Source organism: Actinosynnema sp. (assembly GCF_052038725.1).
The window spans coordinates 1-24,726 of the sequence record NZ_JBQGCX010000205.1; the positions used below are offsets into that span (position 1 = coordinate 1).

Annotated in this window: 25 protein-coding genes and 1 pseudogene; 8 read left to right on the forward strand and 18 right to left on the reverse strand. The window is 75.2% G+C overall.

Going from position 1 to position 24,726, the window contains the following annotated elements:
• Positions 1–1,200: glucose-1-phosphate adenylyltransferase (glgC, locus tag ACTUAL_RS03795; protein WP_440899280.1), on the reverse strand; the 1,200-nt coding region annotated here is incomplete at its 3' end.
• Between the two features lie 114 nt (positions 1,201–1,314).
• Between glgC and glgA the strand changes: the two genes are divergently transcribed.
• Positions 1,315–2,478, forward strand: a complete 1,164-nt coding sequence (gene glgA, locus ACTUAL_RS03800; protein ID WP_440899281.1) for a glycogen synthase — start codon at positions 1,315–1,317, stop codon at positions 2,476–2,478.
• 1,376 nt (positions 2,479–3,854) lie between these two features.
• Here glgA and ACTUAL_RS03805 read toward each other — a convergent pair.
• The gene (locus ACTUAL_RS03805; protein WP_440899282.1) at positions 3,855–5,159 is read right to left on the reverse strand and encodes an MFS transporter; all 1,305 of its coding nucleotides are present in this window, start codon (positions 5,157–5,159) and stop codon (positions 3,855–3,857) included.
• A gap of 56 nt (positions 5,160–5,215) precedes the next feature.
• Between ACTUAL_RS03805 and ACTUAL_RS03810 the strand changes: the two genes are divergently transcribed.
• Positions 5,216–6,319, forward strand: a complete 1,104-nt coding sequence (locus tag ACTUAL_RS03810) for a LysR substrate-binding domain-containing protein (protein ID WP_440899297.1) — start codon at positions 5,216–5,218, stop codon at positions 6,317–6,319.
• A gap of 100 nt (positions 6,320–6,419) precedes the next feature.
• Here ACTUAL_RS03810 and ACTUAL_RS03815 read toward each other — a convergent pair whose 3' ends face one another.
• On the reverse strand, positions 6,420–7,787 hold the full coding sequence (locus ACTUAL_RS03815; protein WP_096491537.1) for a leucyl aminopeptidase family protein: 1,368 nt from the start codon (positions 7,785–7,787) through the stop codon (positions 6,420–6,422).
• 106 nt (positions 7,788–7,893) lie between these two features.
• Positions 7,894–8,061, reverse strand: a complete 168-nt coding sequence (locus ACTUAL_RS03820) for a DUF3117 domain-containing protein (protein WP_012783412.1) — start codon at positions 8,059–8,061, stop codon at positions 7,894–7,896.
• A 263-nt stretch (positions 8,062–8,324) separates the two neighbouring features.
• Between ACTUAL_RS03820 and ACTUAL_RS03825 the strand changes: the two genes are divergently transcribed.
• Both ACTUAL_RS03825 and ACTUAL_RS03830 read left to right on the forward strand, forming a co-directional pair.
• On the forward strand, positions 8,325–9,131 hold the full coding sequence (locus ACTUAL_RS03825; RefSeq protein WP_096491536.1) for a PaaX family transcriptional regulator: 807 nt from the start codon (positions 8,325–8,327) through the stop codon (positions 9,129–9,131).
• 34 nt (positions 9,132–9,165) lie between these two features.
• The gene (locus ACTUAL_RS03830; RefSeq protein WP_440899283.1) at positions 9,166–9,948 is read left to right on the forward strand and encodes an enoyl-CoA hydratase-related protein; all 783 of its coding nucleotides are present in this window, start codon (positions 9,166–9,168) and stop codon (positions 9,946–9,948) included.
• Between the two features lie 69 nt (positions 9,949–10,017).
• Here ACTUAL_RS03830 and ACTUAL_RS03835 read toward each other — a convergent pair whose 3' ends face one another.
• The 3 genes from ACTUAL_RS03835 to ACTUAL_RS03845 are packed head-to-tail and all read right to left on the reverse strand — an operon-like array spanning position 10,018 to position 12,292.
• A complete protein-coding gene (locus tag ACTUAL_RS03835; protein ID WP_440899284.1) occupies positions 10,018–10,623 on the reverse strand; it encodes an ABC transporter permease in 606 nt (201 codons plus the stop codon).
• Positions 10,624–10,658: 35 nt separating this feature from the next.
• Entirely contained in the window at positions 10,659–11,246 is a 588-nt protein-coding gene (locus tag ACTUAL_RS03840; RefSeq protein WP_198320430.1) for a TetR/AcrR family transcriptional regulator, read from the reverse strand.
• 2 nt (positions 11,247–11,248) lie between these two features.
• Positions 11,249–12,292, reverse strand: a complete 1,044-nt coding sequence (locus ACTUAL_RS03845; protein ID WP_440899285.1) for a medium chain dehydrogenase/reductase family protein — start codon at positions 12,290–12,292, stop codon at positions 11,249–11,251.
• Between the two features lie 120 nt (positions 12,293–12,412).
• On the opposite strand from ACTUAL_RS03845, the gene ACTUAL_RS03850 reads away from it, so the two are divergent.
• Positions 12,413–13,393, forward strand: coding sequence for a TetR/AcrR family transcriptional regulator (locus ACTUAL_RS03850; protein ID WP_440899286.1), 981 nt, complete (start codon positions 12,413–12,415; stop codon positions 13,391–13,393).
• On the opposite strand, the gene ACTUAL_RS03855 is transcribed toward ACTUAL_RS03850, so the two are convergent.
• From ACTUAL_RS03855 to folP, 5 genes and pseudogenes are all read right to left on the reverse strand, one after another.
• Positions 13,390–13,971 (reverse strand): DNA-3-methyladenine glycosylase I, encoded by a 582-nt coding sequence (locus ACTUAL_RS03855; RefSeq protein ID WP_096491530.1) that lies wholly within the window; start codon positions 13,969–13,971, stop codon positions 13,390–13,392. The two genes, ACTUAL_RS03850 and ACTUAL_RS03855, sit on opposite strands and share 4 nt — an antisense overlap.
• A 2-nt stretch (positions 13,972–13,973) precedes the next feature.
• Positions 13,974–14,405 carry an SRPBCC family protein gene (locus ACTUAL_RS03860; protein ID WP_440899287.1) on the reverse strand — a complete coding sequence of 144 codons (432 nt, stop codon included), beginning with the start codon at positions 14,403–14,405 and terminating at the stop codon, positions 13,974–13,976.
• 331 nt (positions 14,406–14,736) lie between these two features.
• Positions 14,737–15,033 (reverse strand): annotated as a pseudogene (locus tag ACTUAL_RS03865) (DivIVA domain-containing protein); the annotation flags it as partial.
• Positions 15,034–15,150: 117 nt separating this feature from the next.
• Positions 15,151–15,498, reverse strand: a complete 348-nt coding sequence (locus ACTUAL_RS03870) for a PadR family transcriptional regulator (protein WP_440899288.1) — start codon at positions 15,496–15,498, stop codon at positions 15,151–15,153.
• A 64-nt stretch (positions 15,499–15,562) separates the two neighbouring features.
• Positions 15,563–16,423 carry a dihydropteroate synthase gene (gene folP, locus ACTUAL_RS03875; RefSeq protein WP_096491527.1) on the reverse strand — a complete coding sequence of 287 codons (861 nt, stop codon included), beginning with the start codon at positions 16,421–16,423 and terminating at the stop codon, positions 15,563–15,565.
• A gap of 93 nt (positions 16,424–16,516) precedes the next feature.
• Between folP and ACTUAL_RS03880 the strand changes: the two genes are divergently transcribed.
• Positions 16,517–18,055 (forward strand): CocE/NonD family hydrolase, encoded by a 1,539-nt coding sequence (locus tag ACTUAL_RS03880; RefSeq protein WP_440899289.1) that lies wholly within the window; start codon positions 16,517–16,519, stop codon positions 18,053–18,055.
• A 63-nt stretch (positions 18,056–18,118) separates the two neighbouring features.
• Here ACTUAL_RS03880 and ACTUAL_RS03885 read toward each other — a convergent pair whose 3' ends face one another.
• From ACTUAL_RS03885 to dapE, 3 genes are read right to left on the reverse strand one after another with little or no spacing between them, the layout of a single operon-like run.
• Positions 18,119–18,661, reverse strand: coding sequence for a TIGR00730 family Rossman fold protein (locus tag ACTUAL_RS03885; RefSeq protein ID WP_440899290.1), 543 nt, complete (start codon positions 18,659–18,661; stop codon positions 18,119–18,121).
• Positions 18,661–19,428 carry a TIGR00730 family Rossman fold protein gene (locus ACTUAL_RS03890; RefSeq protein WP_440899291.1) on the reverse strand — a complete coding sequence of 256 codons (768 nt, stop codon included), beginning with the start codon at positions 19,426–19,428 and terminating at the stop codon, positions 18,661–18,663. The genes ACTUAL_RS03885 and ACTUAL_RS03890 overlap by 1 nt, the downstream gene beginning before the upstream one ends.
• Before the next feature lie 19 nt (positions 19,429–19,447).
• Positions 19,448–20,518, reverse strand: a complete 1,071-nt coding sequence (dapE, locus tag ACTUAL_RS03895; protein WP_440899292.1) for a succinyl-diaminopimelate desuccinylase — start codon at positions 20,516–20,518, stop codon at positions 19,448–19,450.
• A 25-nt stretch (positions 20,519–20,543) separates the two neighbouring features.
• Between dapE and dapD the strand changes: the two genes are divergently transcribed.
• Entirely contained in the window at positions 20,544–21,518 is a 975-nt protein-coding gene (gene dapD / locus ACTUAL_RS03900; RefSeq protein ID WP_440899293.1) for a 2,3,4,5-tetrahydropyridine-2,6-dicarboxylate N-succinyltransferase, read from the forward strand.
• A gap of 91 nt (positions 21,519–21,609) precedes the next feature.
• Here the strand turns inward: dapD and dapC are convergent, their stop codons facing one another.
• The gene (gene dapC, locus ACTUAL_RS03905; RefSeq protein WP_440899294.1) at positions 21,610–22,701 is read right to left on the reverse strand and encodes a succinyldiaminopimelate transaminase; all 1,092 of its coding nucleotides are present in this window, start codon (positions 22,699–22,701) and stop codon (positions 21,610–21,612) included.
• The gene (fdxA, locus tag ACTUAL_RS03910; RefSeq protein ID WP_012783394.1) at positions 22,698–23,024 is read right to left on the reverse strand and encodes a ferredoxin; all 327 of its coding nucleotides are present in this window, start codon (positions 23,022–23,024) and stop codon (positions 22,698–22,700) included. The genes dapC and fdxA overlap by 4 nt, the downstream gene beginning before the upstream one ends.
• Before the next feature lie 158 nt (positions 23,025–23,182).
• On the opposite strand from fdxA, the gene ACTUAL_RS03915 reads away from it, so the two are divergent.
• Entirely contained in the window at positions 23,183–24,073 is an 891-nt protein-coding gene (locus tag ACTUAL_RS03915) for a GNAT family N-acetyltransferase (protein WP_440899295.1), read from the forward strand.
• Here the strand turns inward: ACTUAL_RS03915 and ACTUAL_RS03920 are convergent.
• Positions 24,052–24,273, reverse strand: a complete 222-nt coding sequence (locus tag ACTUAL_RS03920; protein WP_440899296.1) for a hypothetical protein — start codon at positions 24,271–24,273, stop codon at positions 24,052–24,054. The genes ACTUAL_RS03915 and ACTUAL_RS03920 overlap by 22 nt on opposite strands.
• Positions 24,274–24,726: the final 453 nt, after the last annotated feature.

Genomic DNA, 24,726 nt, shown 5'->3' on the forward strand with positions numbered 1-24,726 from the left:
GCCCTTGCCGAGCACCGTCACGCCGCCCGCGCTGACCGTGTACCGCGACCGGTCCGTCGCCGGGTGGACGCCGATCAGCGCGCCGTCCGGCACCACCACGTTCTTGTCCAGGATCGCCCGCCGCACCACCGCGCCGCGCCCGATCCGCACGCCGGGCAGCAGCACGCTGCCCTGCACCACCGACCCGGTCTCGACCACCACGTCCGAGCTGATCACCGACCCGTGCACGGTGCCCGAGATGATCGAGCCCGGCCCCACCATCGAGTCCTCGGCGCTCCCGCCCGCGATGAACTTGGCGGGCGGCAGCGGGGGCGTCGCGGTGCGGATCGGCCAGGACTGGTTGTAGAGGTTGAACACCGGGTGCACCGACACCAGGTCCATGTGCGCCTCGTAGTAGGCGTCGATGGTCCCCACGTCGCGCCAGTAGCCCCGGTCGCGCTCGCTCTCGCCGGGGACGCTGTTGTCCGCGAAGTCGTAGACGTGCGCGCGGCCCTGGTTCACCAGGGCGGGGATGATGTTGCCGCCCATGTCGTGGTCCGAGTCGGCGTCGGCGGCGTCGTCGCGCAGGGCGTCGAGCAGGGCCTCGGTGGTGAAGATGTAGTTGCCCATGGACGCGAAGGTGACCTCGGGGTCGCCGGGCACGTGCGGCGGCTCGGAGGGCTTCTCCAGGAACTGGGTGATCTTGCCGAACTCGTCGGAGTCGATGCAGCCGAACGCCTTGGCCTCGGCGCGCGGCACCCGCATCCCGGCCACGGTGACGCCCGCGCCGCTGTCGACGTGCTGCTGGAGCATCTGACCGGGGTCCATCCGGTAGACGTTGTCCGCGCCGAAGACCGCGATGTGGTCGGGCTTCTCGTCGTGCACGAGGTTGAGCGACTGGTAGATCGCGTCGGCCGAGCCGGTGTACCAGCGCGGGCCGAGGCGCTGCTGCGCGGGCACCGGCGTCACGTACTGCCCCAGCACGTTGGACAGCCGCCACGTCGTGGAGATGTGCCGGTCCAGCGAGTGCGACTTGTACTGCGTGAGCACGCAGAGCTGGACGAAGCCCGCGTTCACGAGGTTCGACAGGACGAAGTCCACCAACCGGTAGTTGCCTCCGAAGGGCACCGCGGGCTTGGCCCGGTCAGCGGTCAACGGCCACAGCCGCTTTCCCTCACCACCGGCGAGGACAATTCCCAGGACGTGCGGTTGGCCCTTCACGGTGATGACCCTAACCGTCGGGAAGCCGCCCCACCAATGGCCAAGTGCGGTGAACAACGCGGTTGGCCGCCTGTTCACCCGGCCGCCCCAATGGGGCCGACTACCGTGACCGGTGTGCGAATTGGACTGCTGACTCGGGAGTACCCGCCGGAGGTCTACGGCGGGGCTGGGGTGCACGTCGGTTTCCTGGTGCCGAGGTTGCGCGAACTGGTCGAGGTGGACGTGCACGCGTTCGGCGGGCCGAGGCCCGACGCGACCGCGCACAACCCGGCCCTGGAGCTGGCGCGGGCGAACGCCGCGCTGGGGGTGCTGTCAGCCGACCTCGGCATGGCGGCGGCGCTGGGCGGGGTCGACCTGGCGCACTCCCACACCTGGTACGCGAACCTGGCCGGGCACCTGGCGAAGCTGCTGCACGGGGTGCCGCACGTGGTGACGGCGCACTCGCTGGAGCCGCGCAGGCCGTGGAAGGCCGAGCAGCTCGGCGGCGGGTACCGGGTGTCGTCGTGGGTGGAGCGGACCGCGTACGAGGCGGCGGACGCGGTCATCGCGGTGAGCGAGGGGATGCGGGCCGACGTGCTGGACTGCTACCCGGCGCTCGACCCGGCGCGGGTGCACGTGGTGCGCAACGGGATCGACACCGAGGAGTACCGGCCGGTCGACGGCGTGGACGCCCTGGTGGCCAACGGGATCGACCCGGACCGGCCGATCGTGGCGTTCGTGGGGCGGATCACCAGGCAGAAGGGCGTCGGGCACCTGGTGGCCGCGGCGCACCGGATCTCGCCGGAGGCGCAGGTCGTGCTGTGCGCGGGCGCGCCGGACACCCCGGAGATCGCCGAGGAGACGCGGGTCGCGGTCGCCGAGCTGTCGGCGGCGCGGCCGGGGGTGGTGTGGTTGCAGGGGATGCTGCCCGCGGACCAGGTGAAGCAGATCCTGAGCCGGGCGGCGGTGTTCGTGTGCCCGTCGGTGTACGAGCCGCTGGGGATCGTGAACCTGGAGGCGATGGCCTGCGGGACCGCCGTGGTGGCCTCGGACGTGGGCGGCATCCCCGAGGTGGTGCGGGACGGCGAGACCGGGCTGCTGGTGCACTACGACGCCTCGGACGAGGCCGGGTTCCGGGCCGGGCTGGCGGACGCGGTGAACGCGCTGCTGGCCGATCCGGCGCGGGCGGCGGCGTTCGGCGCGGCGGGGCGGGAGCGCGCGGTGCGGGAGTTCTCCTGGGGAACGGTCGCCGAGCAGACGGTGGACGTGTACCGCGCCGCCCTGGAAAACACGCGCTAGAAAAGTTGCTCCGCCGGATTAAACCTGTTTGTGATTCACGACACAGGTGAATTTGTGCAACCTGAATACCTCCCCCAAGGCCTTTAAAGGGCGGTGGGTGTTTGTCGCCGAACCGCGGCGGCACACCCCCGACCGGTTGGGGGTGCGGTTGTGCGGTTCGCCGGAGTGGTGGCGGTGGTGGCGCTGTTCGCCGTCGGGGGTTGCTCGACGGCGAGCGCGCGCGGCGCGCAGGCCCCGCCGACCCTCGGCGGGAAGCTGGTGCTCGACGCCGCCGCGCTCCAGGCGGCGGGCGAGTCGGAGATGAGCTACGCGCTGAACCTGGGCTACGTGGCGCGGGTCGGCGGCGGGGTGAGCTGCTGGTTCGCCAGGACCGGGCCGGGCAAGGCCGACGTCGACCCGAGGCTGTGGTGCGGGCCCGTGCAGGTGCCGGGCACCTCGGGCGGGGTGGACTGGGTGCCGATCCCGATGAAGCGGGTCGCCGAGTCCGACTCGGGGGTGCGGCTGGAGGTGCAGCCGCCGCAGGTGCCCGGTGCGGGGAACCGCAGCGTCCCGGTCGGGAACCTCGTCCGGGCCGACGGGCTCACCAGCGTCCCGGACGAGGTCCGGGTGGAGGCGGCCGGGCCGGACTACCTGGCCGTGCTGGAGGACGGCGGCGCGGTCGAGGCCGTCGACGGGGCGGTGGTGCGGGACGACCAGCTGGAGGTCCGGGTCACCGGGCGCGCCGAGCCCGCGTCGTGGCCCACCGGGGCCGGGGAGCTGCGCGCCGAGCACGGGGTGGGGCTGCGGGTGCTGCGGATCGAGGTGGACCGGCACGACGAGACCGATCCGGCGTTCGACCGGGACAGCTGGCGGGGGTGGCGGCCCCAGCCGTCGGAGCTGGCGCTGGAGCTGCCGGGCAGGCGGCGGGTGGTGCCGCTGGACCGGTTGCCGGAGCGGGGGACGGCGTGGCTGGTGTACACCGCGCCGGTCGGCGAGGGCTCCGGCGCGCACGCGCTGGCGCTGAGCACGGTCGGGGCGCGGTCGCTGGAGCAGCGGATCGAGCTGCCGTCCGGGAAGCCGCTGGGGCAGCCGCCCGCGGCGCTGCGGCGCAAGGCCGTGCCCGACCGGTTCGCCGAGGTCGGGCTCGGGGTGCGGGTCGCGGGCGCGCGGGGGTCGCTGACCGTGGCGGGCGTGCGGATGGGCAGGCAGCGGCCGGTGAGCGCGGACCTGCGGCACGAGCTGGTCACCGCGTCCGGGGCGGACCGGGCGCTGGTGGAGTTCCGGCTGCGCGCCGAGGGGCTGCCGGACTCGGACGGGGCCGGGTTGACCGCGTCGATGTTCGACGTGCGGTTGCCGGACGGGACGCGGGCCCCGGTGGTGGGGACGCGCGGGGGCGGTCAGGTGTTCCCCGGCGCGGTGGTCGTGGAGGTGCCCGCGGACGCGCGGTCGGTGACGTTCGGGCTGGAGTCCGGGCGGAAGCGGTTGCCGCGGGTGGGGGACGTGGAGATCGCGGCGGATCCGGGGGTCGTGGTGCCGCTGGAGTTCTGAGCGGGGGCGCGGGCGGTGAGCAGGTGGGCCAGGGCGATCGCCGCGGCGGCCAGCGCCAGCCAGCAGGTGATCGCCGCCGTCAGGCCGGACCAGCCCCACGCGGCGTAGGCCGTCGCGCCCAGGGCGCCGCCCGCGCTGCTGCCCAGGTAGTAGGCGGACAGGTAGACGCCCGACGCCTGGCCCTTGGCCCGCGCGCGGGCGCCGACCCAGGCGCTGGCGGTGGCGTGGGCGGCGAAGAAGCCGCCGGTGAACAGCAGCAGGCCCGCGCCGACGGCGGGCAGGGCGTCCGGCAGGGTCAGGAGCGCGCCGGTCGCGGCCACGCCCAGCGCGCCGACCGCCACCGCCGCGCGGCCGACGCGGTCGGACAGCCTGCCCGCGAGCGCCGAGCACAGACCGCCCGCCGCGTACGCCAGGAACACCAGTGCGGCGAACCGCGCGGGCAGGGACAGGGGCGGCGCGGCCAGGCGGAACGGGATCGCGTTGAACAGGGAGATGAAGGCGGCCGTGCCCAGCAGGCCCACCGCGTGCAGGCACAGCAGCACCGGGTCCGAGACCGCCGACACGAGGCCCGCGCGCACGTCGGAGCGGGTGGAGGGGGCGCGGCGGGTCGTGCCGTCCGGGAGGAACAGGGCCACCAGGACCGCGCACAGCACGCCGAACGCGCCGACCAGGGCCAGCGCGGCGCGCCAGCCGAGCCAGTCGACGCCGACGCCCGCGACGAGCCTGCCGACCATGCCGCCCGCGCTGTTGCCCGCCACCAGCGCGCCGATCGCGGCGCCGACGCCGAGCGCGCCGACCTCCTCCGCCAGGAACGCCATCGCGGCGGCGGGGACCCCGGCGGTCGCCAGGCCCTGCAGGACGCGCAGGAGCAGGAACACCGGGTAGTCCGGGGCCAGCGGCAGCAGGAGGCCGACGGCGGCGGCGACGGCCAGCGACCAGACGATGACCCGCCTGCGGCCGAGGCGCTCGGACAGGGTCGCGAGCGGCACCACGGCCAGCGCGAGCGCGCCGGTGGCCGCGCCGATCGCGAACGACGCGCCGCTCGGGTCGAGGCCGAACTCGGCCGCCAGCTGCGGCAGCACGGGCTGCGGCGCGTACAGCAGGGCGAAGGTCGCGAACCCGGTCGCGGCGGTGGCCGTGGTCAGCCTGGTCATGGTGTCGACGCTAAACAATGCGTCCAATGCGCTGTTCGGGGAAAATTCATGCGGTGATGGATGAATTGGCGCCGAAGCTCGCTGTGCTGCGGTTCCTGGCGACCGACGAGCACCTGACGCGCGCGGCCGAGCACGCCGGTGTGCCGCAGCCCACGGTGAGCCGGTGGCTGGCCGCGCTCGGGGAGGCGCTGGGGGCGCCGGTGGTGGTGCGCGACGGCAGGCGGGTGCGGTTGACCAGGGCGGGGAGGCTGCTGGCCGAGTCGGCGGAGCGGGCGGTCGCGGCGCTGGAGGCGGGGTGGCGGGCGGCGGCCGAGGAGGTGGACCCGGAGCGGGGGCAGGTGGCGCTGGGGTTCCTGCACCTGCTGGGGCGGTCGCTGGTGCCGGGGCTGGTGCGGGGGTTCCGGGACGGGCACCCGGCGGTGCGGTTCCGGCTGGTGCAGGACTCGCGGCAGGTGCTGCTGGAACGGCTGGCGGACGGCGGAGTGGACCTGGCGCTGATCGCGCCGCCGCCTTCGGGGGCGGAGGCGGGGGGCGGGGCGACGGGTGGTGCGGCGGGCGGTGCGGCTGGCGGGGATGTGGCCGGCGGCGCGGCGGGCACCGAGGCTGGCGGCACAGCGGGCGATGCGGCCGGCGGGGATGCGGCCCGTGGCGCGGCGGGCGCCGAGGCCGGCGGGGCGGTGGGGCGCTTGGCCTGGCGGGTGCTGCGGAGGCAGGAGCTGGTGCTGGTGGTGCACGCCTCGCACCGGTTGGCGGCGCGGCGGCGGGCGGTGCGGGTGGCGGACCTGGCGGGTGAGGCGTTCGTCGGGCTGGAGCGCGGGTACGGGTTGCGGCAGATCACCGACGAGCTGTGCGCGGCGGCCGGGTTCACGCCCGAGCTGGCCTTCGAGGGGCAGGAGACGGAGACGGTGCGCGGGCTGGTGTCGGCCGGGCTGGGCGTCGCGGTGCTGCCCGCCGCCGACCACCCCACCGACCTGGTCGAGCTGCCGCTCCTGCCGCGCGCCGAGCGCCGCATCGCCCTGGTCTGGCCCACCGACCACCCGCTGCCGCCCGCCGTGCGCGTCTTCCGCGACCACGCGATCAACGAGCACCCGGTCGGCAAGCCCCCGGTCGCCAAGCCCTCGATCAGCGGGCCCCTGGTCAGCGACTCCCGGGTTGGCTGACACCCGGTCGGCGGGCTGACACCCGGGCGGCGCGCCCCCGACCAGCGCGCCGGAGCCCGGCGCGGGGGGGGGGTGACCCGCGCCGACGCCGGGCGTCCGCTCAGCCCTTGTACGCCTCCACGAACTCCACCAGGGTCCGCGCCGAGAAGCCCGTCGCGCCGGGCACGACCTCGTCGTGCGCCTCCTCGGCGCGCGCGGGCCCGGCGATGTCCAGGTGCGCCCACGGCAGTCCGCCGGTGAACTCGCGCAGGAACAGCGCCGCCGTGATGCCGCCGGGGCCGGGCGGGGTCTGGCGGAGGTCGGCGAGCTGGCCGCGCACGTCGTCCGCGTGGTCCTCCAGCAGCGGCATCCGCCACCACGCCTCGCCGACGCGCTCGCCCGCGCCCGCCAGCGCCTCCGCGACCGCGTCCGAGTTGCTGAACAACCCGCCCGTGCGCAGCCCCAGCGCGACCTTCATCGCGCCGGTCAGCGTCGCCACGTCGACCAGGACGTCCGGCTCCAGCTCGTCCACCGCGTACGCCAGCGCGTCGGCCAGCACGAGCCTGCCCTCGGCGTCGGTGTTGCCGATCTCGGTGGTGGTCCCGCCGTACTGCCGCACCACGTCGCCCGGCCGGTAGGCCGAGCCGGACACGTGGTTCTCCGCCAGCGGCACCAGGCCGGTCACCCGGACCGGTGAGCCGCGGCGGGCCAGCGCGACCACGGCGGCGATGACGGCGGCGCCACCGGACATGTCGGTGCGCATCAGGTGCATCCCCTCGGCGGGCTTGACCGAGATGCCGCCGGTGTCGAACGTGATGCCCTTGCCGACCAGCACCACGTGCGGCCCGTCGCCGCCGCGCCAGGTCAGCTCGACCAGCCTCGGCGGCCGGGTGGAGCCGCCGCCGACCGCGAGGACGCCGCCGAAGCCGCGCTTGGCCAGCCACTTCTCGTCCCGGACCTGCACCTGCAGGCCGGGGGTGCCGCGCGCCGCGTCGACCGCCGCGGCGGCCACCCAGGCCGGGTCCTTCACGTTGGACGGCGCGTTGGCCAGGTCGCGGTTGAACGCGGTGGCCGAGGCGAGCAGGTGCGCCCGGAACGCCTCGGCGGCCAGCACGTCGGTGTAGCCCTCGTCGGGCGCGACCAGGCGCAGCGACTCCACCCGCTCGGGCGCGTCGCCGCTGGTCAGGCTGAACTTGTAGCCGCCGAGGACGGCGCCGAGCACGAACGCGCGCACCGACTCGGCGTCGGCCGCGTCGGTCAGCTCGACGTCGAACCGCGCGCCGCTGCCCGCCAGCTCCCGCGTCAGCGCCGCGCCCGCGCGCCGCCAGTGCGCGGGCTTCCCGCCCCCGACTCCGAGCCGCCAGCGGCCCTCGTCGTCCTTGCGGGTCTCCCCGGCTTCGTCATCGGTCAGCACGACCGGTGGCACGCCAGGACGGGGTTCGTCGGCCACCTCTACGGCGACCAGCGGGGTGGGCAGCGGCACGTGCACGGCGGCGTTCCTCCTGGAGTTTCCTGGGGTTGCGTTCCGGAGCACGACGAAGCGATGCCCCGGTTCCGCTCGGGAAACCGGGGCGCTGAGGCTTCGTCCCGGCAGGTCAGCCCGCGGCCGCCTTGAGCGCGTCGCCCAGCGCGTTCGCCTCGTCGGCCGACATCTCGACCACTAGGCGCCCACCGCCTTCCAGCGGAACGCGCATCACGATGCCCCGCCCCTCCTTGGTCACCTCAAGGGGACCGTCGCCGGTCCGGGGCTTCATGGCCGCCATAGCGTGCTCCCTCCGTCAGATCTTCCCCGTTCCGACCTGGGCCGGAACACGGCGCCCATTCTCCCCTATGCAGACTGCACAGTGAAACCGAACCGATCTTTCCGCCCGTCCGGAACGGCGGTTTCCCCCTCCGACAACGCCCTGATCACGCCCAGGATGGCGGTACCGCAAAGACTTCTCCGTCACACCGGGCGTGTCACCCGGCCGTGAGGAAATCCGGGGCTGTGGCGTGTCGTGGGGCCGTCCTGACAGACTCGGACCTCGTGCGAGCCCGTTCCGCGCTGTTCGACGTGTACGGCGGCCACCTGCGGCAGCGCGGTGGCGCCGCGACGATCGCCGCCCTCGTCCGCCTGCTGGAACCGCTGGACTTCGCGCCCCCCGCGGTGCGCACGGCCGTGTCGCGCACGGTCAGGCAGGGCTGGTTGGAGCCGGTGCGGCTGCCCGACGGCCCCGGTTACGCGATGACGCCCCGCGCGGAGACCCGCCTCGACGAGGCGGCGGCGCGCATCTACCGCACCCGGCCGTCCACCTGGGACGGTCGCTGGCACGTGGTGGTGCTGGACGAGGCGCCGAACCGGGAGGTGCGGGAGCGGGTCGCGCCGTCGCTGCAGCTGCTCGGGTACGGGTCGCTGGGGCCGGTCACCTGGATCGCGCCGAGGCCGTCGCCGGAGCTGCGCGGGGTGCTGGCGGCCGAGGGCGTGGGGGCCTCGGTGTTCCTCGGGGAGCACGAGGGCGAGCCGTCCGAGCTGGCGGCGCGGGCGTGGGACCTGGCGGAGCTGGGCGCGGACTACGCGCGGTTCGTGGCCGAGTGGGAGCCGGTGGTGTCCGCTGTGGACGGCGGGTCGCCGCCGGTGGCGTTCGCGGCCTCGCAGCGGTTCCTGCACGCGTGGCGCAAGTTCCTGTTCCGCGATCCGGGGCTGCCGGACGAGCTGCTGCCCGCCGGGTGGGCGGGGGCGGAGGCCGCCGCGTTCTTCGACCGGCACACCGGGCGGCTGGCGGGGGCGGCGCGGGAGTTCGTGGACGACTGCCTGGCCCCTGCGGGCGCGCGCGAGGCGCAGGAGTCCGGTTGAGCCGAGCAAACCCCTAGCTGACGGAGGTCCCCCCGTGTCCGAACTCCTCGTCGACGACGCCGACGGCGTTCGCACCCTCGTGCTGAACCGCCCGGAGGCGTTCAACTCGCTGACCACCTCGCTGAAGGAGGCGCTGCTGGCGGCCGTGCGGGAGGCGGCGGCCGACGGGTCGGTGCGGGCCGTGGTGCTGACCGGTTCGGGCCGGGCGTTCTGCGGCGGGCAGGACCTGAAGGAGCACGTCGCCCTGCTGGAGTCCGGCGACCCCGCGCCGCTGGAGACCGTGGAGCGGCACTACAACCCGCTGGTCTCGGCGATCGCGGCGATGCCGAAGCCGGTGGTGGCGGCGGTGAACGGGATCGCGGCCGGGGCCGGGGCGTCGCTGGCGTTCGCGTGCGACCTGCGGGTGGTGTCGGAGAAGGCGCGGTTCGTGATGTCGTTCGCGAACGTGGGGCTGACGGCGGACTCCGGGGCGTCCTGGACGCTGCCCCGGCTGGTCGGGGCCGGGCGGGCGGCGGAGCTGCTGCTGCTCGGCGAGCCGGTGGGCGCCGAGGAGGCGCTGCGGATCGGGCTGGTGAACCGGGTGGTGCCCGGCGAGGAGCGGGCCGGGTCGGCGCACGCGCTGGCGGCGCGGCTGGCGGCCGGGCCGACGGTGGCCTACGCGAAGATCAAGGAGGCGCTCGCGGCGGCCTGGGGGACGCTCGACGAGTCGCTGGCCGTGGAGGCGCGCACGCAGGCCGAGGCCGGGGCCACCGAGGACCACCGCGAGGGGGTCGCGGCGTTCGTGGGCAAGCGGGAGGCGCGGTTCACCGGGCGGTAGGCGGGACGGCCGGGCGCCCGGCGCCGGATCGGCGCCGGGTGCCCGGTCCCCGCTGCCCGCGCACGGGGGTCAGGCGAGCGCGCCCGCGCCGACCAGCCTGCGGCGCTCCAGCACCGCCGCGATCAGGTAGGCGCCGCCACCGGCCACGGCCAGCGCCCCGAACAGGCCCGATCCGCCCAGGAAGATCGCCGCGCCCGCCACCAGGGCGAGCCAGGTGCCGAGGGCGTAGTGCAGGGCGTTGCGCCGGGCCGAGCCCTCGGCCAGGTAGATCATGCCCACCACCAGCGCGGACCCGGTCGGCCACAGGACGCTCTGCAGGTCGGCGGAGCCGGTCAGGTCGGCCAGCGCGGTGATCAGCAGGAACAGGGCTGCGAAGCCGGTGACCCAGATGGCGCCGAGCAGCGAGGCGGTGGTGGCCTCGGGTTTGCCGAGGCCCTTCTTGGCGCGGACGGCGGCGACGGTGCTCAGCACCGAGCCCGCCGCCAGGCCCGTCGCGAGGAACGCGGTCGGCAGCCAGCCGGGCAGGGCCAGGACCGGGTCCGCGCCGTGGGACAGGGCCGCGCCGCCGTGGCCGAGCAGGTAGGCGAGGCCGAACGCGACGTACGCGGAGCGGTTGTCGACCTCGCGGGGCGCGGTGGCCGGGGCGGCGGGGGTGGCGATCGTGGTGGTGGACATGGCGGTTCCTCCCGGGAGTGGTGGGTGGAGCGGGTTCAGCGGTTCGGTCCGGCGCGCCGGGTGGTGCCGGAGAGCGCGGTGACCAGGTCGGGCACCAGGTCGGCGGGCCAGGGGAACAGCCGGTGCGCCGCGCGCTGGTGGGCGATGCCGTGCAGGCCCAGCCACAGGGCGACCGCGTCGGCCTCCGGGTCGGTGCTGGTGGAGCGGCCGGTCGCGGCGCACTCGGCGATCAGGGCCGCGAGGTGGCCGGTGGTCGGGGCCCCTGGGGCGGTCTCGTCCGGGTGGTCGGACATGACCCGGTAGCAGCCGGGGCGGGTGGTGGCGAAGTCCAGGTAGGCGCGGCACGCGTCGTGCAGCCTGCGCCGAGGGTCCGCCGAGCGGGTGGCCGAGGCGGTCAGCAGGGCGGCCAGCTCGGCGCGGCCCGCGTCCGCCGCGGCCTTCAGGACCGAGGGCGGGTCGGGGAAGTGCGGGTAGATCGACGGGGCGGTGATGCCCGCCTCGCGGGCCACGGCCCGCAGGGTGACGCGGTGCTCGCCGCCCAGGTCGAGCAGGCGGGTCGCGGCGGCCAGGATGTCGTCCCGCAGCAGCGCGCCCTGGCCCCTGCGCCCGCGCGGCCGGGCCACGCTCACACCTCGGGGACGATGACGACCTTGCCCAGCACGGTCCTGGACTCGGCGAGGGCGAGCGCGGCGGAGGCCTCGGACAGCGGGAACCGGGCGGCGACCTTGGCGGTGATGACGCCGTCCGCGAGCAGGCGCAGCACCTGGGTGAGGTCCTCGACGAGCTTGCCGCGGAACTCCGCGCGGTTGCGCAGGCCCGCCCAGAAGTTGTAGAAGTGCGCGCCCTTGCCGTTGGGCGAGTAGTTCCACATCGCGAGCTGGGCGAACAGCGCCAGGACCGGGAGCTGCGAGCTGCCCTCGACGTCCTTGGTGGCGGCGGTGCCGTAGGAGACGAGCGTGCCGCCCTTGCGCAGCAGCTTCCACGACTCGGCCAGGGCCTTGCCGCCGACGTGGTCGAACACGGCGTCCACGCCGTCGGGGGCCAGCTCGCGGATGCGGTCGTGCATGGCGGGGTCGCGGTAGTCGACCGGGGTGGCGCCGAGCGCGCGGACGGTGTCGTGGTGGCGGGGCGAGGCGGTGCCGATGACGGTCATGCCCGCGTGCTTGGCCAGCTGGACGAGGGTGCTGCCGACACCGCCGTTCGCGCCGAGGACGACGACCGTCGCGCCCGCTCGGGCCTTGGCGACCCGGTGCAGCATCTGCCAGGCGGTGATCCCGTTGACCACCACGGTCTCGACCTCGGCCGCGTCGAGGCCGTCCGGGACGGGGACCAGGTCGGCGGCGTCGAGCACCAGGTGGCTGGCCCACGCGCCGGTCTTGGTGACGGCGGCGAAGCGCTTGCCGGTGAGGGCGGGGTCCGCGCCGGGGCCGGTGGCGACGACCGTGCCGACCACGTCGTAGCCGGGGACGAAGGGGAACGCGGGCTGGTCGTAGTACTTGCCCCGGCGCATCTGCTGCTCGGCGAACGAGACGCCGGTCGCGTCCATGCGCAGGACCACCTGGCCGTCGGTGAGGGCGGGCAGGTCGCGGACGCGGACCTGGAGGCCCTCCGGCTCGACCGCGGCGGGGAGGACGACCTCGGTGGCGCGGGTGGCGGTGGCGCTGGTCATGGGGGTTCTCCTGGGGGTGTTCTTGGTGGGACCGTTGTGCTTACAGCCGTAAAGCTACATGTGTTAGTTCAGGGCGCGCAAGCCCTCACGGCCGTAAACTTCACGGTGTATGGTTACGCGGTGGAGAACAGCAGCTCAGGGGTGGCGGAGACAGCGGAAACCCAGGTCACGGGCACGGGCGCGGGTGACGCGGGGGTGCGCGCGGGTGCGCGGGACGCGGGGGTGCGCGCGGGCGCTGGCGCGCCGGGCGCGGGTGCGCGGGACGCAGGCGCGGACGTCTCGCACGCGGCCGGGGACAGCCCTGCCGGGGACGTCCCCGCCGAGGGCAGCCCTGCCGGGGATGGCGCGGCTGTGGACGGCGCGGCTGTGGACAGCACGGCCGGGGCTTCCGCGCGCAAGCCCGCCCGCAGGCGGAACCGCCGGGGCGAGGGGGCCAAGCTGCGGGAGGAGATCGTCGACGCCGCCACCGCGATCCTGGACGAGGAGGGTGACGAGCGGTTGGTCACGCTGCGGTCGGTCGCGCGGCGGATCGGCATCGCCGCGCCGTCCATCTACCCGCACTTCCCCGACCAGCCGTCGATCATGATGGCGGTGGTGCGGCGGGAGTTCGAGGCGCTGGCCGTCCAGCTGCGCGAGGCCCGCGACCGGGAGGTCGACCCGCGCGAGCGGCTGGTCGCGATCTGCCTGGCCTACCTGGAGGTCGCCCGCGCCCACCCCGGCCGGTACCGGACCCTGTTCGGCGGGCTGTGGATGCCCGACCTGGACACCACGTCGATCACCGCCGACGAGCTGATGTCCCTGGGCAACGCGCCCCTGGAGGTGCTGGTCGAGGCGCTGGGGGCGTGCGTGGAGGCGGGACGGGCCACCAGCGACGACCTGTTCGCCGACGCGGTCGCGCTGTGGATGGGGCTGCACGGGCTCGCCCACCAGCGGTCGGTCACCCGCGCGTTCCCCTGGCCGGACGACATCGAGCTGCGGATCATCGGCGCGCTCGCGCACCTCACCGGGCCGGACGACGGGACCGGTTCGGCGGCGCCCCGGCCAGCCGCGCCCCAGCAGGTCGCGCCCCGGCCAGCCGCGCCCCAGCCGGTAGAGCCCTAGTCGGCCGGACCCCGATCAGCCGCACCCCGGTCGGCCTCGTGTGCGCGGAAGCAGGTCTCGACGTGGTCGTCGACCATGCCGGTGGCCTGCATCAGCGCGTAGCAGGTGGTCGGGCCGAGGAACACGAAGCCCTTGCGCTTGAGCGCCTTCGCCATCGCCGTCGACTCGGGCGTGATCGCCGGGACGTCGGCCGCCGTCGCGGGGCGCGCCCTCGGCCCGGTGGGGGCGAACGACCACAGCAGCCCGTCGAGCGGCTCGTCCAGCGCGAGCACCGCCGCCGCGTTGCCGATCGCCGCGAGGATCTTGGCCCGGTTGCGGACGATGCCCGCGTCACCCATCAGCCGGGTGACGTCGTCCCCGTCGTAGGCGGCGACGAGCTTCGGGTCGAACCCGTCGAACGCGGTCCGGAAGTTCTCCCGCTTGCGCAGGATGGTGATCCAGGACAGCCCGGACTGGAACGACTCCAGGCACATCCGCTCGAACAGCTCGGTCTCGCCGTGCAGCTCGACGCCCCACTCGGTGTCGTGGTACTCGGCGTAGTCGGGGCTGGAGTCGCCCCACGCGCAGCGCTGGACCACGCTCACCCCTCCCCGTCGACGCGGTAGCGCTCGGCGAACCTGGCGAACCTGGCGAGCGAGTACCGGACCCCCGCGAGCACGGCCGGTCGCGCGATCGCGGGCAGCACCACGTCCTCGACCCAGGTGAACTCGGAGGCCGACTCCCCTACCGGGGCGACGCGGAACTCGCCGGTCCCCCGCACCACCCGCCCGAGGTGCTCGACCGCGCACAGCGACGGCGGCTCCCACCGGGTGATCCGCATGGGGTCCACGACGCCGAACCGGCCGATGCCGGTGACGGCGGTGAACTCGTCGCCGACCGCCCGGCCGGGCCCCGAGGTGACGCGGACGGAGGTGGCCAGGATCCACTCGCCCTGGCGCTCCCAGTCGGTGACCGCCGCCCAGGTCACGCGCGCGGGCGCGGCGACCGGGACGGTCAGCTCAAGCCGGGTCACGCTGGGGTTCCCGCGCGGGCTCGGCCGGGTCGGTGGAGCCGGGGGTGGAGGCGGTGGAGGTGGCGGGGGCGGAACCGGGCGCGGCGCTGCCGGCCGACGCGGACTCGGCGGCCACCGGAGCGGCGGCGCCGGGCGCGGTGGACTCGGGCGCGGTGGACTCGGGGGCAGCGGTCCCCGGCTCAGCGGCCCCGGACTCAGCGACCCCGACCCCGGCGGTCCCCGCCTTGGCGGCCCCCGCCTCGACGGCGCCCGGCTGGGCGACGCGCTTCTCGGGCCTGGCCACGCCGGGCCCGATCTCGGCGGACTCGACGGCGTCCCGCTCGCGGAGCGCGCCCTCGGGGACCAGCCCCTCCAGCTCGGCGACCCGCTCGCTCAGCCGCTCGACCTCGCCCGCCAGCCTGCCGAGGGCCCAGTCGACCTCGGACATCTTGTAGCCGCGCAGCACCAGCTGGAACCGGAGCGCGCGGACGTCCTCCGGGGTCACCCGGTCGGCGGGCAGCCTGGTCGGGGACGCGCCGGGCGGCAGCGGCGCCATCTCCTCCCCGCGCCCGAACAGCAGTGAGGCCAGCAGGAACACCACCGCGGCGACTAGCGCCATGACGACGAGGTAGAGGAGCGCTGTGGTCACACCGACGATCGTGGCACACACCACCGTCGCCGCACACACCACCGGCGGCACGCGCGCCGCTGCGGCGCGTCACGCCCGCAGACGACTTCGGGCACGCGGACCCGGCGCGCGCCCCGGCTACCCGAGGACGGCCTCGGGCGCCCGCCCCGGCGCGCACAGCACGCCCTCGATCGTGGCCGCGAACCGCCGCCACTCCGCGCGCTCGGCGGCCAGCGCCAGGTCGCCCCGGTCGGTCAGGTGGTAGGTGCGGCGCTGCCTGCCGCCCACGGTGCTCCACTCGCTGGCGACCAGCCCCGCGGCCTCCAGCCTGCGCAGCGCCGGGTAGACGGTGCCGGTGGGCAGGTCGAGCGCGCCGCCGCTGCGCCGCTGGAGGGCCTCGATGACGGCGTAGCCGTGGAGCCTCGCGCCGTCCAGCGTGGCCAGCAGGAGACCTTCCAGGTGACCGCGCAGCGCGTCGGACTTCATGCGTTCGGAGTTTATGGTTCCCGCTCACCGGACCACAGCGGGAGGACCCGGTCGGGCGCGCCCGCTAGGCCAGCGCGCGCAGCGCCCGCGCGGGCGGCCTGGTGCCCGCGACGGCCGCGACCACGTCGACCACCTGCCGGGTGCGGCGGACCTCGTGGGCGCGGAACACCCGCGCGCCGCTGCGCGCGGCCAGCGCGGTCGCGGCGAGGGTGCCGTCGACCCGGTCGCCGACGTCCGCGTCCAGGGTCTCGCCGATGAAGTCCTTGTTGGACAGCGCCATCAGCACGGGCCAGCCGGTGGCGACCAGCTCGTCCAGCCGCCGCAGCAGTTCGAGGCCGTGCCAGGTGTTCTTGCCGAAGTCGTGGGTCGGGTCGATCAGCACGCCCGCCCTGGGCACGCCCAGCGAGGTCACCAGCTCGGCCCTGGCCACCAGCTCCTCGACGACCGAGGCGACCACGTCGGCGTACCGGACGCGGTGCGGGTCGGTGCGGGGCGGCAGGCCGCCGGTGTGTGAGCAGACGAGGCCGACGCCGAACTCGGCGGCCACCTCGGCCAGCTCCGGGTCGGCGCCCGCCCAGGTGTCGTTGATCAGGTCGGCGCCCGCCTCGCAGACCGCCCTGCCGACCTCGTGCCGCCAGGTGTCGACGCTGATCACCAGGTCGGGGTGCCGCTCCCTGACCTTGGCGACGAACGGGACGACCCGGCGCGCCTCCTCGGCGGCGTCGACGTGCTCGCCCCTGGCGCCCGCGCGCACCCCGCCGATGTCGACGACGTCCGCGCCCTCGGCGACCGCCCGGTCGACGGCGGCCAGCGCGGCGGTGTCGGTGAAGGTGGCGCCCCGGTCGTAGAAGGAGTCCCGCGTCCGATTGACGATCGCCATGACCAGCGCGCGGTCTGTGGGGACGTCGCGTGTGCCGAACCGCATGGGGGCATCGTGCCACGCCCTCGCTCAGTGTGAGCTGCCTCACAGGATCTTGCTACCCGTCAGTAGCCGCCACTTGACTCAACCGCACCCTGCGTGATCCAGCTCACGGTCAAGGAGGACCTGGTGCGCCGATCACTCGCCCTGCTGCTCGCCCCCCTGCTCCTGCTCGCCACAGCCGCCACCGCCACCGCGGCGCCCGCGCCGACCACCACCGAGGCCCAGGTCGCCTCGATCACCTACCGCACCATCCCCGGCGAGGGCGGCACACCGCTGCGCGCCTTCGTGGTCACCCCCACCGGCACGGGCCCGCACCCGCTCCTGGTGATGCCGTCCAGCTGGGCGGTCAGCGGCATCGAGTACGTCGGCGCCGCCGCCAAGCTGGCCTACCGCTCCGGCTACGCGGTCATCAGCTACACCAGCCGCGGCTTCCACGACTCCGGCGGCGAGATCGACGTCGCCGGGACCGCCACGGTCGCCGACGTCAGCCGCGTCATCGACTGGGGCATCACGAACCTGGACGCCGACCCGGCCAGGATCGGCGTCGCGGGCATCTCCTACGGCGGCGGCCAGTCGCTGCTCGCCGCGGCGGCCGACCCCAGGGTCAAGGCCGTGGCCGCCCTGAGCACCTGGTCCGACCTCGCGCGGTCGCTCTACCCCAACGAGACCGTCAGCTCCCAGGCCGTCGACCTGCTGCTCACGGCGGGCAAGCTCACCGGCCGCCCCGGACAGGTGCTCAGGGACGCCGAGACCGCGTACCGGGAGGGCCGGTTCGAGGACGTCGTGCCGATCTCGCCGCCCCGCTCGCCGTCCACGAGGGTCCCGGCGCTCAGCCGCGCGGCCGTGCTGATCGGCAACGCCTGGAACGACGGCCTGTTCCCGCCGGGCCAGATCACCGACCTGTTCGCGAAGCTCACCGGCCCGAAGCGGCTCCTGCTCACGCCCGGCGACCACGCCACGTCCGAGCTGTTCGGGGCCGCCGGGCTGCCCAACGAGGTGTGGGACGCGGTCGGCCGCTGGTTCGACCACCACCTGCGCGGCGTCGCCAACGGCGTCGACCGGGAGGCCCCGGTGTGGTTGCGCCCCACCAACGGCGGCGCGTGGCGGACCTACCCGTCGTGGGCGGCGGTCACCACCGCCCGCGAGTCGATCCCGTTGGCGGAGACCGGTTTCGGCGCGGGGCGGGCCACCGTCGCGGACAGCGGGACGGTGCTGGTGAGCGGCGCGCTCCAGGCGTTCCTGAAGATCCCGACCGGGGTGGCGCTGCCGCTGGTGGACCGGTCGGGCGCGGCGGTGTGGACCGGCCCGGTGCTGCGGTCGGGCGCGCTCGTCGGCGGCACGCCGAAGGTGCGGCTGAGCGTGACGGCGGCGGCCGAGACCTCGCTGTTCGCCTACCTGTACGAGGTGAACGCGCTCGGCCTCGGCGCGCTGATCAGCCACAAGCCGGTGGTGGTCCAGCCCGGCAGCCGGGTGGTCGACCTGGAGCTGGAACCCGCGCTGTGGCAGGTGGGCGCGGGCAACCGGCTGGCGCTGGTGGTGGACACCGTGGACGGCCGGTACGGCAGCGTCGGCACGCGCGCCCCCGCCGTCCCGATCGGCGCCGGGTCGGCGCTGGAGGTGCCGTTCTCGGGCTGAACGGTGAGGAGCGCCCCGGCCGCGAGGACCGGGGCGCTCCTCGCAAAACCAGTCGGGAGCCCGTCAGCTCGCGCAGGCGTCCAGCGCGGCGTCCACGTCGTCGGTGATGGTCAGCACCCCCATCGCGGCGGGCGCCACGAACCCCCGGTCGCGCAACTCCTCCAGCCACCGCACCAGCCCGGTGTAGTGCCCGTCGACGTCCAGCAGCACCACGGGCTTGGCGTGCATCGACAGCGTGCGCGAGGTCCACACCTCGAACAGCTCCTCCAGCGTGCCGATCCCGCCGGGCAGCGCCAGGAACGCGTCGCCGTGCGCCTCCATGAGCGCCTTGCGGTCGCGCATGGTCTCGACCACGAGCAGGTCGTCCGCGTCGCTGTCGGCCCACTCGCGCTCCACCAGGGAGCGCGGGATCACGCCGGTGGTGCGCCTGCCGCCGTCGCGCACGGCCTGCGCCACCGCGCCCATCATGGACCGCTTCCCGCCGCCCCAGGCCAGGTCCCAGCCCCGGCCCGCGATGCGCTTGCCCACGTCGGTCGCCAGGTCCAGGTAGCTCTGCGGCACGGTGCTGAGCGACCCGCAGTACACCGTCACGGTCAGCTCGCCCATCAGTGCGCCTCCCCCCACGCCTGGTGCGCCTCCTTGACGACCCGGACCGCGTCCTCGACGTCGTCGGTCAGGTGCAGCAGCGCCAGGTCCTTGTCGCCGATCTTCCCGCTGTCCAGCACCGAGTCGCGCACCCAGTCGTACAGGCCCTGCCAGTAGGACCGGCCGAACAGCACGACCGGGAACTTGGTGACCTTCTTGGTCTGCACCAGGGTCAGCGCCTCGAACAGCTCGTCCAGGGTGCCGAAGCCGCCGGGCAGGCAGATGAAGGCCTGCGAGTACTTGATGAACATGGTCTTGCGGACGAAGAAGTAGCGGAAGTTCACGCCGAGGTCGACCCACGGGTTCAGGCCCTGCTCGAACGGCAGCTCGATGCCGAGGCCGACCGAGTAGCCGCCCGCCTCGGAGCAGCCCCGGTTCACCGCCTCCATCGCGCCGGGACCGCCGCCGGTGGTGACCGCGAACCCGGCCTCGGCGAGCGCCCCGCCGAGCTGCCTGCCCACCTCGTACTCGGGGTGGGCGCGCTCGGTGCGGGCCGAGCCGAACACGGTGACGGCGCTCGGGATGCCCGCGAGCGCGCCGAAGCCCTCCACGAACTCGGCCTGGATGCGCAGCACCCGCCACGGGTCGGTGTGCACCCAGTCGCTCGGGCCGCGCGAGTCGAGCAGGCGCTGGTCCGTCGTGGTGAGCTCCTTGTTGCGCTCGCGGCGCAGCACCACGGGGCCGCGCTGCTTCTCCTTCGGGTGCTCGTCCGCGCCGTTCTCGCTCATTGGCCGGAGTCTAGACCGGTCAGGGCCTCGCGCTGAGGAAGCGCGACAGGACTTCGTAGCAGTGTCCGATCTCGTTCACCCGGACGTTCTCCTGCTGCGTGTGGGCGAGCAGCGGGTCGCCGGGGCCGAAGTTCACGGCGGGCGTGCCGAGCGCGGCGAAGCGGGCCACGTCGGTCCAGCCGAGCTTGGCGACCGGGGTGCCGCCCGCCGCCTCGACCAGCTCGCGCGCGGCGGGCGAGGCCAGGCCGGGCAGGGCGCCCGCGGCGAAGTCGGTGACGGTGACCTCGTAGCCGTCGAACAGCTCCCGCAGGTGCGCCTCGGCCTGGGCCGGGGTGCGGTCGGGGGCGAACCGGTGGTTGACGGTCAGCACGCACTCGTCCGGCACGACGTTGCCGGAGACGCCGCCGGTGATGCCCACGGCCTGCACCCCCTCCCGGTAGGTGCAGCCGTCGATCTCCACGACCCGCGACTCGTGGTCGCGCAGCCGGGCGATGGCGTCGCCGAGCAGGTGGATGGCGTTGACGCCCATCCAGCCGCGCGCGGTGTGGGCGCGCTTGCCGGTGGCCCGCACCTGCACCCGGATCGTGCCCTGGCAGCCCGCCTCGATGACGCCGTTGGACGGCTCGCACACGATCGCCAGGTCGCCCGCCATCCACTCGGGCAGCTCGCGCTCGACGCGGCCGAGGCCGTTGCGGCTGGCCTCGACCTCCTCGCAGTCGTAGAACACGAACGTGAGGTCGTGGCGCGGGTCGGTGAGCGTGCCCGCGAGGGCCAGCATGACCGCGTCGCCGCCCTTCATGTCCACCGAGCCGAGGCCGTGCAGCACGCCGTCCTCCAGCCGGGACGGCAGGTTGTCGTTGACCGGCACCGTGTCCAGGTGGCCTGCGAGCACGACGCGCCGCTCGCGGCCGAGGTTCGTGCGGGCCAGGACGGTGTTGCCGGAGCGGACGACCTCCAGGGCGGTCTGCTCGCGCAGGGACCGCTCGACCAGGTCGGCGATGCGCTGCTCGTCGCCCGAGACGCTCGGCACGTCCACGAGCGCGGCGGTCAGCGTGACGGGATCGGCGGTGAGGTCAAGGGTGTCGGCCACGCCCGGCACGTTACCGTTTGGCGCTGTGAGCACCGAAGACACCACCACCGGCGCGCACGGCGTCGGACTGGCGACCGTGACCTCCGACGGGACCGTGCTGGACACCTGGTTCCCCGCGCCCCGGCTCGGCGAGACCGAGGCGGGCACCGCCCGGCTGTCGCCGGTCGAGGTCGCGGCCGAGCTGGGCGAGGCCGCGGCGAAGCTGCTCGGCGTGGACGCGGAGCGCGACGTCGAGGTCGTGGGCGTGCGCGTGGGCATCGCCTCGCTGGACTCCGCGCCCGCCGACACCTACGACGTGTGGCTGCGGCTGCACCTGCTCTCGTCCCGGCTGGTCGCCCCGCACGGGGTGAACCTGGACGGCGTGTTCGGCCTGCTGGCCAACGTGGTGTGGACCAACCACGGGCCGTGCGCGGTGGAGGGCTTCGAGGCCACCCGCCTGCGGCTGCGCTCGCGCGGCGCGGTCACCGTGTACGGCGTGGACAAGTTCCCGCGCATGGTCGACTACGTGGTGCCGTCGGGCGTGCGGATCGCGGACGCGGACCGGGTGCGGCTGGGCGCGCACCTGGCGCCGGGCACGACGGTCATGCACGAGGGCTTCGTGAACTTCAACGCGGGCACGCTCGGCACGTCCATGGTGGAGGGCCGCATCTCGGCCGGGGTCGTGGTCGGCGACGGCAGCGACGTCGGCGGCGGCGCGTCGATCATGGGCACGCTGTCCGGCGGCGGCAAGCAGGTCATCTCGGTGGGCGAGCGGTCGCTGATCGGGGCGAACGCGGGCATCGGCATCTCGCTGGGCGACGACTGCGTGGTCGAGGCCGGGCTGTACGTGACGGCGTCCTCGAAGGTCACCGCCGACGACGGCACGGTCGTGAAGGCGGGCGAGCTGTCCGGGGTGTCGAACCTGCTGTTCATCCGCGACTCGGTGACCGGCGCGGTGCGCGTGCGGGCCCGCAAGGGCACCGGGGTGGAGCTGAACTCGGTCCTGCACGCCAACGACTGATCCCCCTCCGCTGATCCCTCCGCGGACGCGTCCGCGAACGCGAGAGCCGGGCCGCTGCGCTGCGACCCGGCTCTCGCGGTGTTCGGGGGACCTACCGGGCGAGCCGCTCCACGGCGGTCGCCACGCGCTCGTCGCTCGCGGTCAGCGCGACGCGGACGTGCTCGGAGCCGCCGGGGCCGTAGAACGTGCCGGGCGCGGCCAGCACGCCCCGGTCGGCCAGCCAGGCGATGGTGTCCCAGGCGCCCTCGCCCCTGGTGGCCCACAGGTACAGGCCCGCCTCGGAGTGGTCGACGCGGAACCCGGCTCCGGTGAGCGCCGCGTGCAGCAGCGCGCGCCGCTTGCCGTACCGCTCGCGCTGGTCGGCCACGTGCGCGTCGTCGTTCAGCGCGGCCGTGATCGCGGCCTGCACGGGCCTGGGCACGATCATGCCCGCGTGCTTGCGCGCCTCCAGCAGCCCGGACACCAGCTCCGGGTCACCGGTGACGAAGCCCGCCCGGTAGCCGGCGAGGCTGGAGGACTTGGACAGCGAGTGGACCGCGAGCAGGCCGCTCGGCGACCCGCCGCTGACCCGCTCGTCCAGCACCGAGACGGGCTCGGCGCTCCAGTGCAGCGCCAGGTAGCACTCGTCCGAGGCGACCACCGCGCCCGCCTCGCGGGCGGCGGCGACCGCGTCCGCCAGCGCGGGCGCGTCGAGCACCCGGCCGGTCGGGTTGGACGGGGAGTTCAGCCACACCAGCTTCACGCCCGCGGGCGGCGTCTCGCCGTCCGCCAGGCGCACCACGTCGGCGCCCGCGATCCGGGCCCCCACCTCGTAGGTCGGGTAGGCCAGCTCGGGGATCGCGACCACGTCGCCGGGACCGACGCCGAGGAGCGTCGGCAGCCAGGCCACCAGCTCCTTCGAGCCGATGGTCGGCAGCACGGCGGCCGGGTCCAGGCCGGTGACGCCGTAGCGGCGGGCCATCGACCCGACGACGGCCTCGCGCAGCTCGGGGGTGCCGTGCGTGGTCGGGTAGCCCGGTTCGGCCGACACCGACGACAGGGCCCGCTGGATCACGTCGGGCACCGGGTCGACCGGTGTGCCGACGGACAGGTCGACCACACCGCCGGGGTGCTCGCGCGCCGTGGCGGCGTGGTCGGCCAACGAGTCCCAGGGGAAGTCCGGGAGCGAGCGGTGGAGCGTCACTCGTGGGACGCCTGCGGCGGGAGGGCCTTGATGAACGCGGGGTCCGCCGAGACCTTGCCGACCTTGGACGCGCCGCCGGGCGAGCCCAGGTCGTCGAAGAAGTCCACGTTCGCCTTGGTGTAGGCGGACCACTCGTCGGGGACGTCGTCCTCGTAGTAGATGGCCTCCACCGGGCACACCGGCTCGCAGGCACCGCAGTCGACGCACTCGTCCGGGTGGATGTAGAGCATCCGGTCGCCTTCGTAGATGCAGTCGACGGGGCACTCTTCGATGCACGCCTTGTCGAGCACGTCCACGCACGGCTGGGCGATCACATAGGTCACTGCGCTCTCCTGCTCTGTCTCTTAGTCCACACCGCGCACAGCGGAGGGTACGCGGCTGCGCGCCCGCCGCGCCGGTGAGGCTCGCCTTATCAAACTCCCATCCCACCTGCCAGAACGGACGACCTCGCTTCGGGGCGGGGGTGCGGCAGGATGTGGCGGTGGACCCGATCACCGCTCTGGAGCAGCACTGCGCGACCGCTTGGCCCGCGCTCGTCGACCAACCGCTCGGGGGGTGGAGGCTGCGCGCGGCGGACGGGTTCACCGGACGGGCGAACAGCGCCCTGACCACGGGTGATCCGGGTGTGCCGCTGGGCGAGGCGCTGGAGGCGGTGCGCGCGTTCGCGGCCGGGCACGGGGTGCCGCCGCTGGCGCACGTGGTGCTCGGGTCGGAGCACGAGGCGGGGCTGGCGGCGGCCGGGTGGGAGCCGGACCTCGACCACCCCGGAGGGGTCGAGTCGCTGGTGATGAGCGGGCCGCTGACGGGGTTCGGGGACGCGCGGGGCGGGTCCACGGAGCGGGACGGCGGTCCGGTGGGTGGCGCCGCGGGTGCTGCCGCGGGCGGGGTGGCCTGCGGGGTGGCGCGCGGCGGGTACGCGGTGTCGGTGCCCGAGGAGCCGGACGCGCGCTGGTGGGAGCTGGCCGCGCAGCCCGACCCGACGCCCGCGCAGCGGCGCGTGCTGGCCCCGGAGGGGCTGGCGGTGGGCTTCGGGATCGCGCTGCCGGTGGCTGGGCCGAGTGGTTCGGGGTCTGCTTCGGGAGGGGCGGTCGCCGGGGGCGGTGGAGTGGCCGGTGGGGCGGCCGGTGGGGTGGTGCGCGGGGCCGTGGTGGGCGAGGTGCTGCACGTGGCGCGGCTGGCCGTGCGCCCCGAGGCGCGGCGGCGGGGGCTGGCGCGGGCGCTGGTGGTGGAGTTGGCGGCGTGGGGCGCGGCGCGCGGGGCGACGACGCTGGCGCTCCAGGTGGCCGAGCACAACAAGCCCGCGATCGCGCTGTACGAGTCGCTGGGCTGCGCGGAGCACCACCGCTACCGCTACTGGCGCCCGGCGTCCTGAGCGGCCTTCCGGGCGGCCTCGGCGGCGAACCAGGCGAGCGCCTCCCGGCGCACCCGCTTGCCGCCGTGCCGCTCGCCGAAGTAGTCGCCGACCGCGCCGACCAGCGGCAGCATCCCGATGACCTGGTGGTGGACCCGCCCCTGCGGACGCTTGTCCAGCTCGCCCTCCAGCGACCAGAGCACCCGAGCGAGCTTCCACACCGCCCGCCCGACCACCTTCACCCCCGCCTTGGCCCCCTGGGCCGCCCGCTGCCCGATTCCGGGACGCGCGGAACTGGCTGACCCGGAACCGGCTGACCCGGGACCGGCTGACTCGGGACCGGCTGACCCAGAACTCGCTGCCCCAAGACCGGCCGCCCCAGAGCCGGCCGCCCCGGAACCGACCGACTCAGGACCGGTGGCTTCGGGGCCTGCGGCCCTGGAACCGGCGGCGGCAGCCTGAGGGCCGGCGTCAGCCGCCTCGGGAGCCGCACCGGCGGGCTTGGCGCCGATCGGCCCAGGGCCTGCCCCGGTCGGCCCCCGGCCGGCGCCCGTCGACTCGCGGTCGACGCCGGTCGGCCCGCCACTGGCACTGGTCGGCCCAGGGCCTGCCCCGGTCGGCCCGCGGCCAGCCCCGGTCGGCCCCCGGCCGGCGCCCGTCGACTCGCGGTCGAC

Bases quoted from the DNA above. Each gene is read 5' to 3' on its own strand.
- ACTUAL_RS03805 (WP_440899282.1), bottom strand. From the start codon at position 5,159: ATGACCAGGCTGACCACGGCCACCGCCGCGACCGGGTTCGCGACCTTC.
- ACTUAL_RS03810 (WP_440899297.1), top strand. From the start codon at position 5,216: ATGGATGAATTGGCGCCGAAGCTCGCTGTGCTGCGGTTCCTGGCGACC.
- ACTUAL_RS03820 (WP_012783412.1), bottom strand. From the start codon at position 8,061: ATGGCGGCCATGAAGCCCCGGACCGGCGACGGTCCCCTTGAGGTGACC.
- ACTUAL_RS03835 (WP_440899284.1), bottom strand. From the start codon at position 10,623: ATGTCCACCACCACGATCGCCACCCCCGCCGCCCCGGCCACCGCGCCC.
- ACTUAL_RS03845 (WP_440899285.1), bottom strand. From the start codon at position 12,292: ATGACCAGCGCCACCGCCACCCGCGCCACCGAGGTCGTCCTCCCCGCC.
- ACTUAL_RS03870 (WP_440899288.1), bottom strand. From the start codon at position 15,498: ATGAAGTCCGACGCGCTGCGCGGTCACCTGGAAGGTCTCCTGCTGGCC.
- folP (WP_096491527.1), bottom strand. From the start codon at position 16,423: ATGCGGTTCGGCACACGCGACGTCCCCACAGACCGCGCGCTGGTCATG.
- ACTUAL_RS03885 (WP_440899290.1), bottom strand. From the start codon at position 18,661: ATGGGCGAGCTGACCGTGACGGTGTACTGCGGGTCGCTCAGCACCGTG.
- ACTUAL_RS03890 (WP_440899291.1), bottom strand. From the start codon at position 19,428: ATGAGCGAGAACGGCGCGGACGAGCACCCGAAGGAGAAGCAGCGCGGC.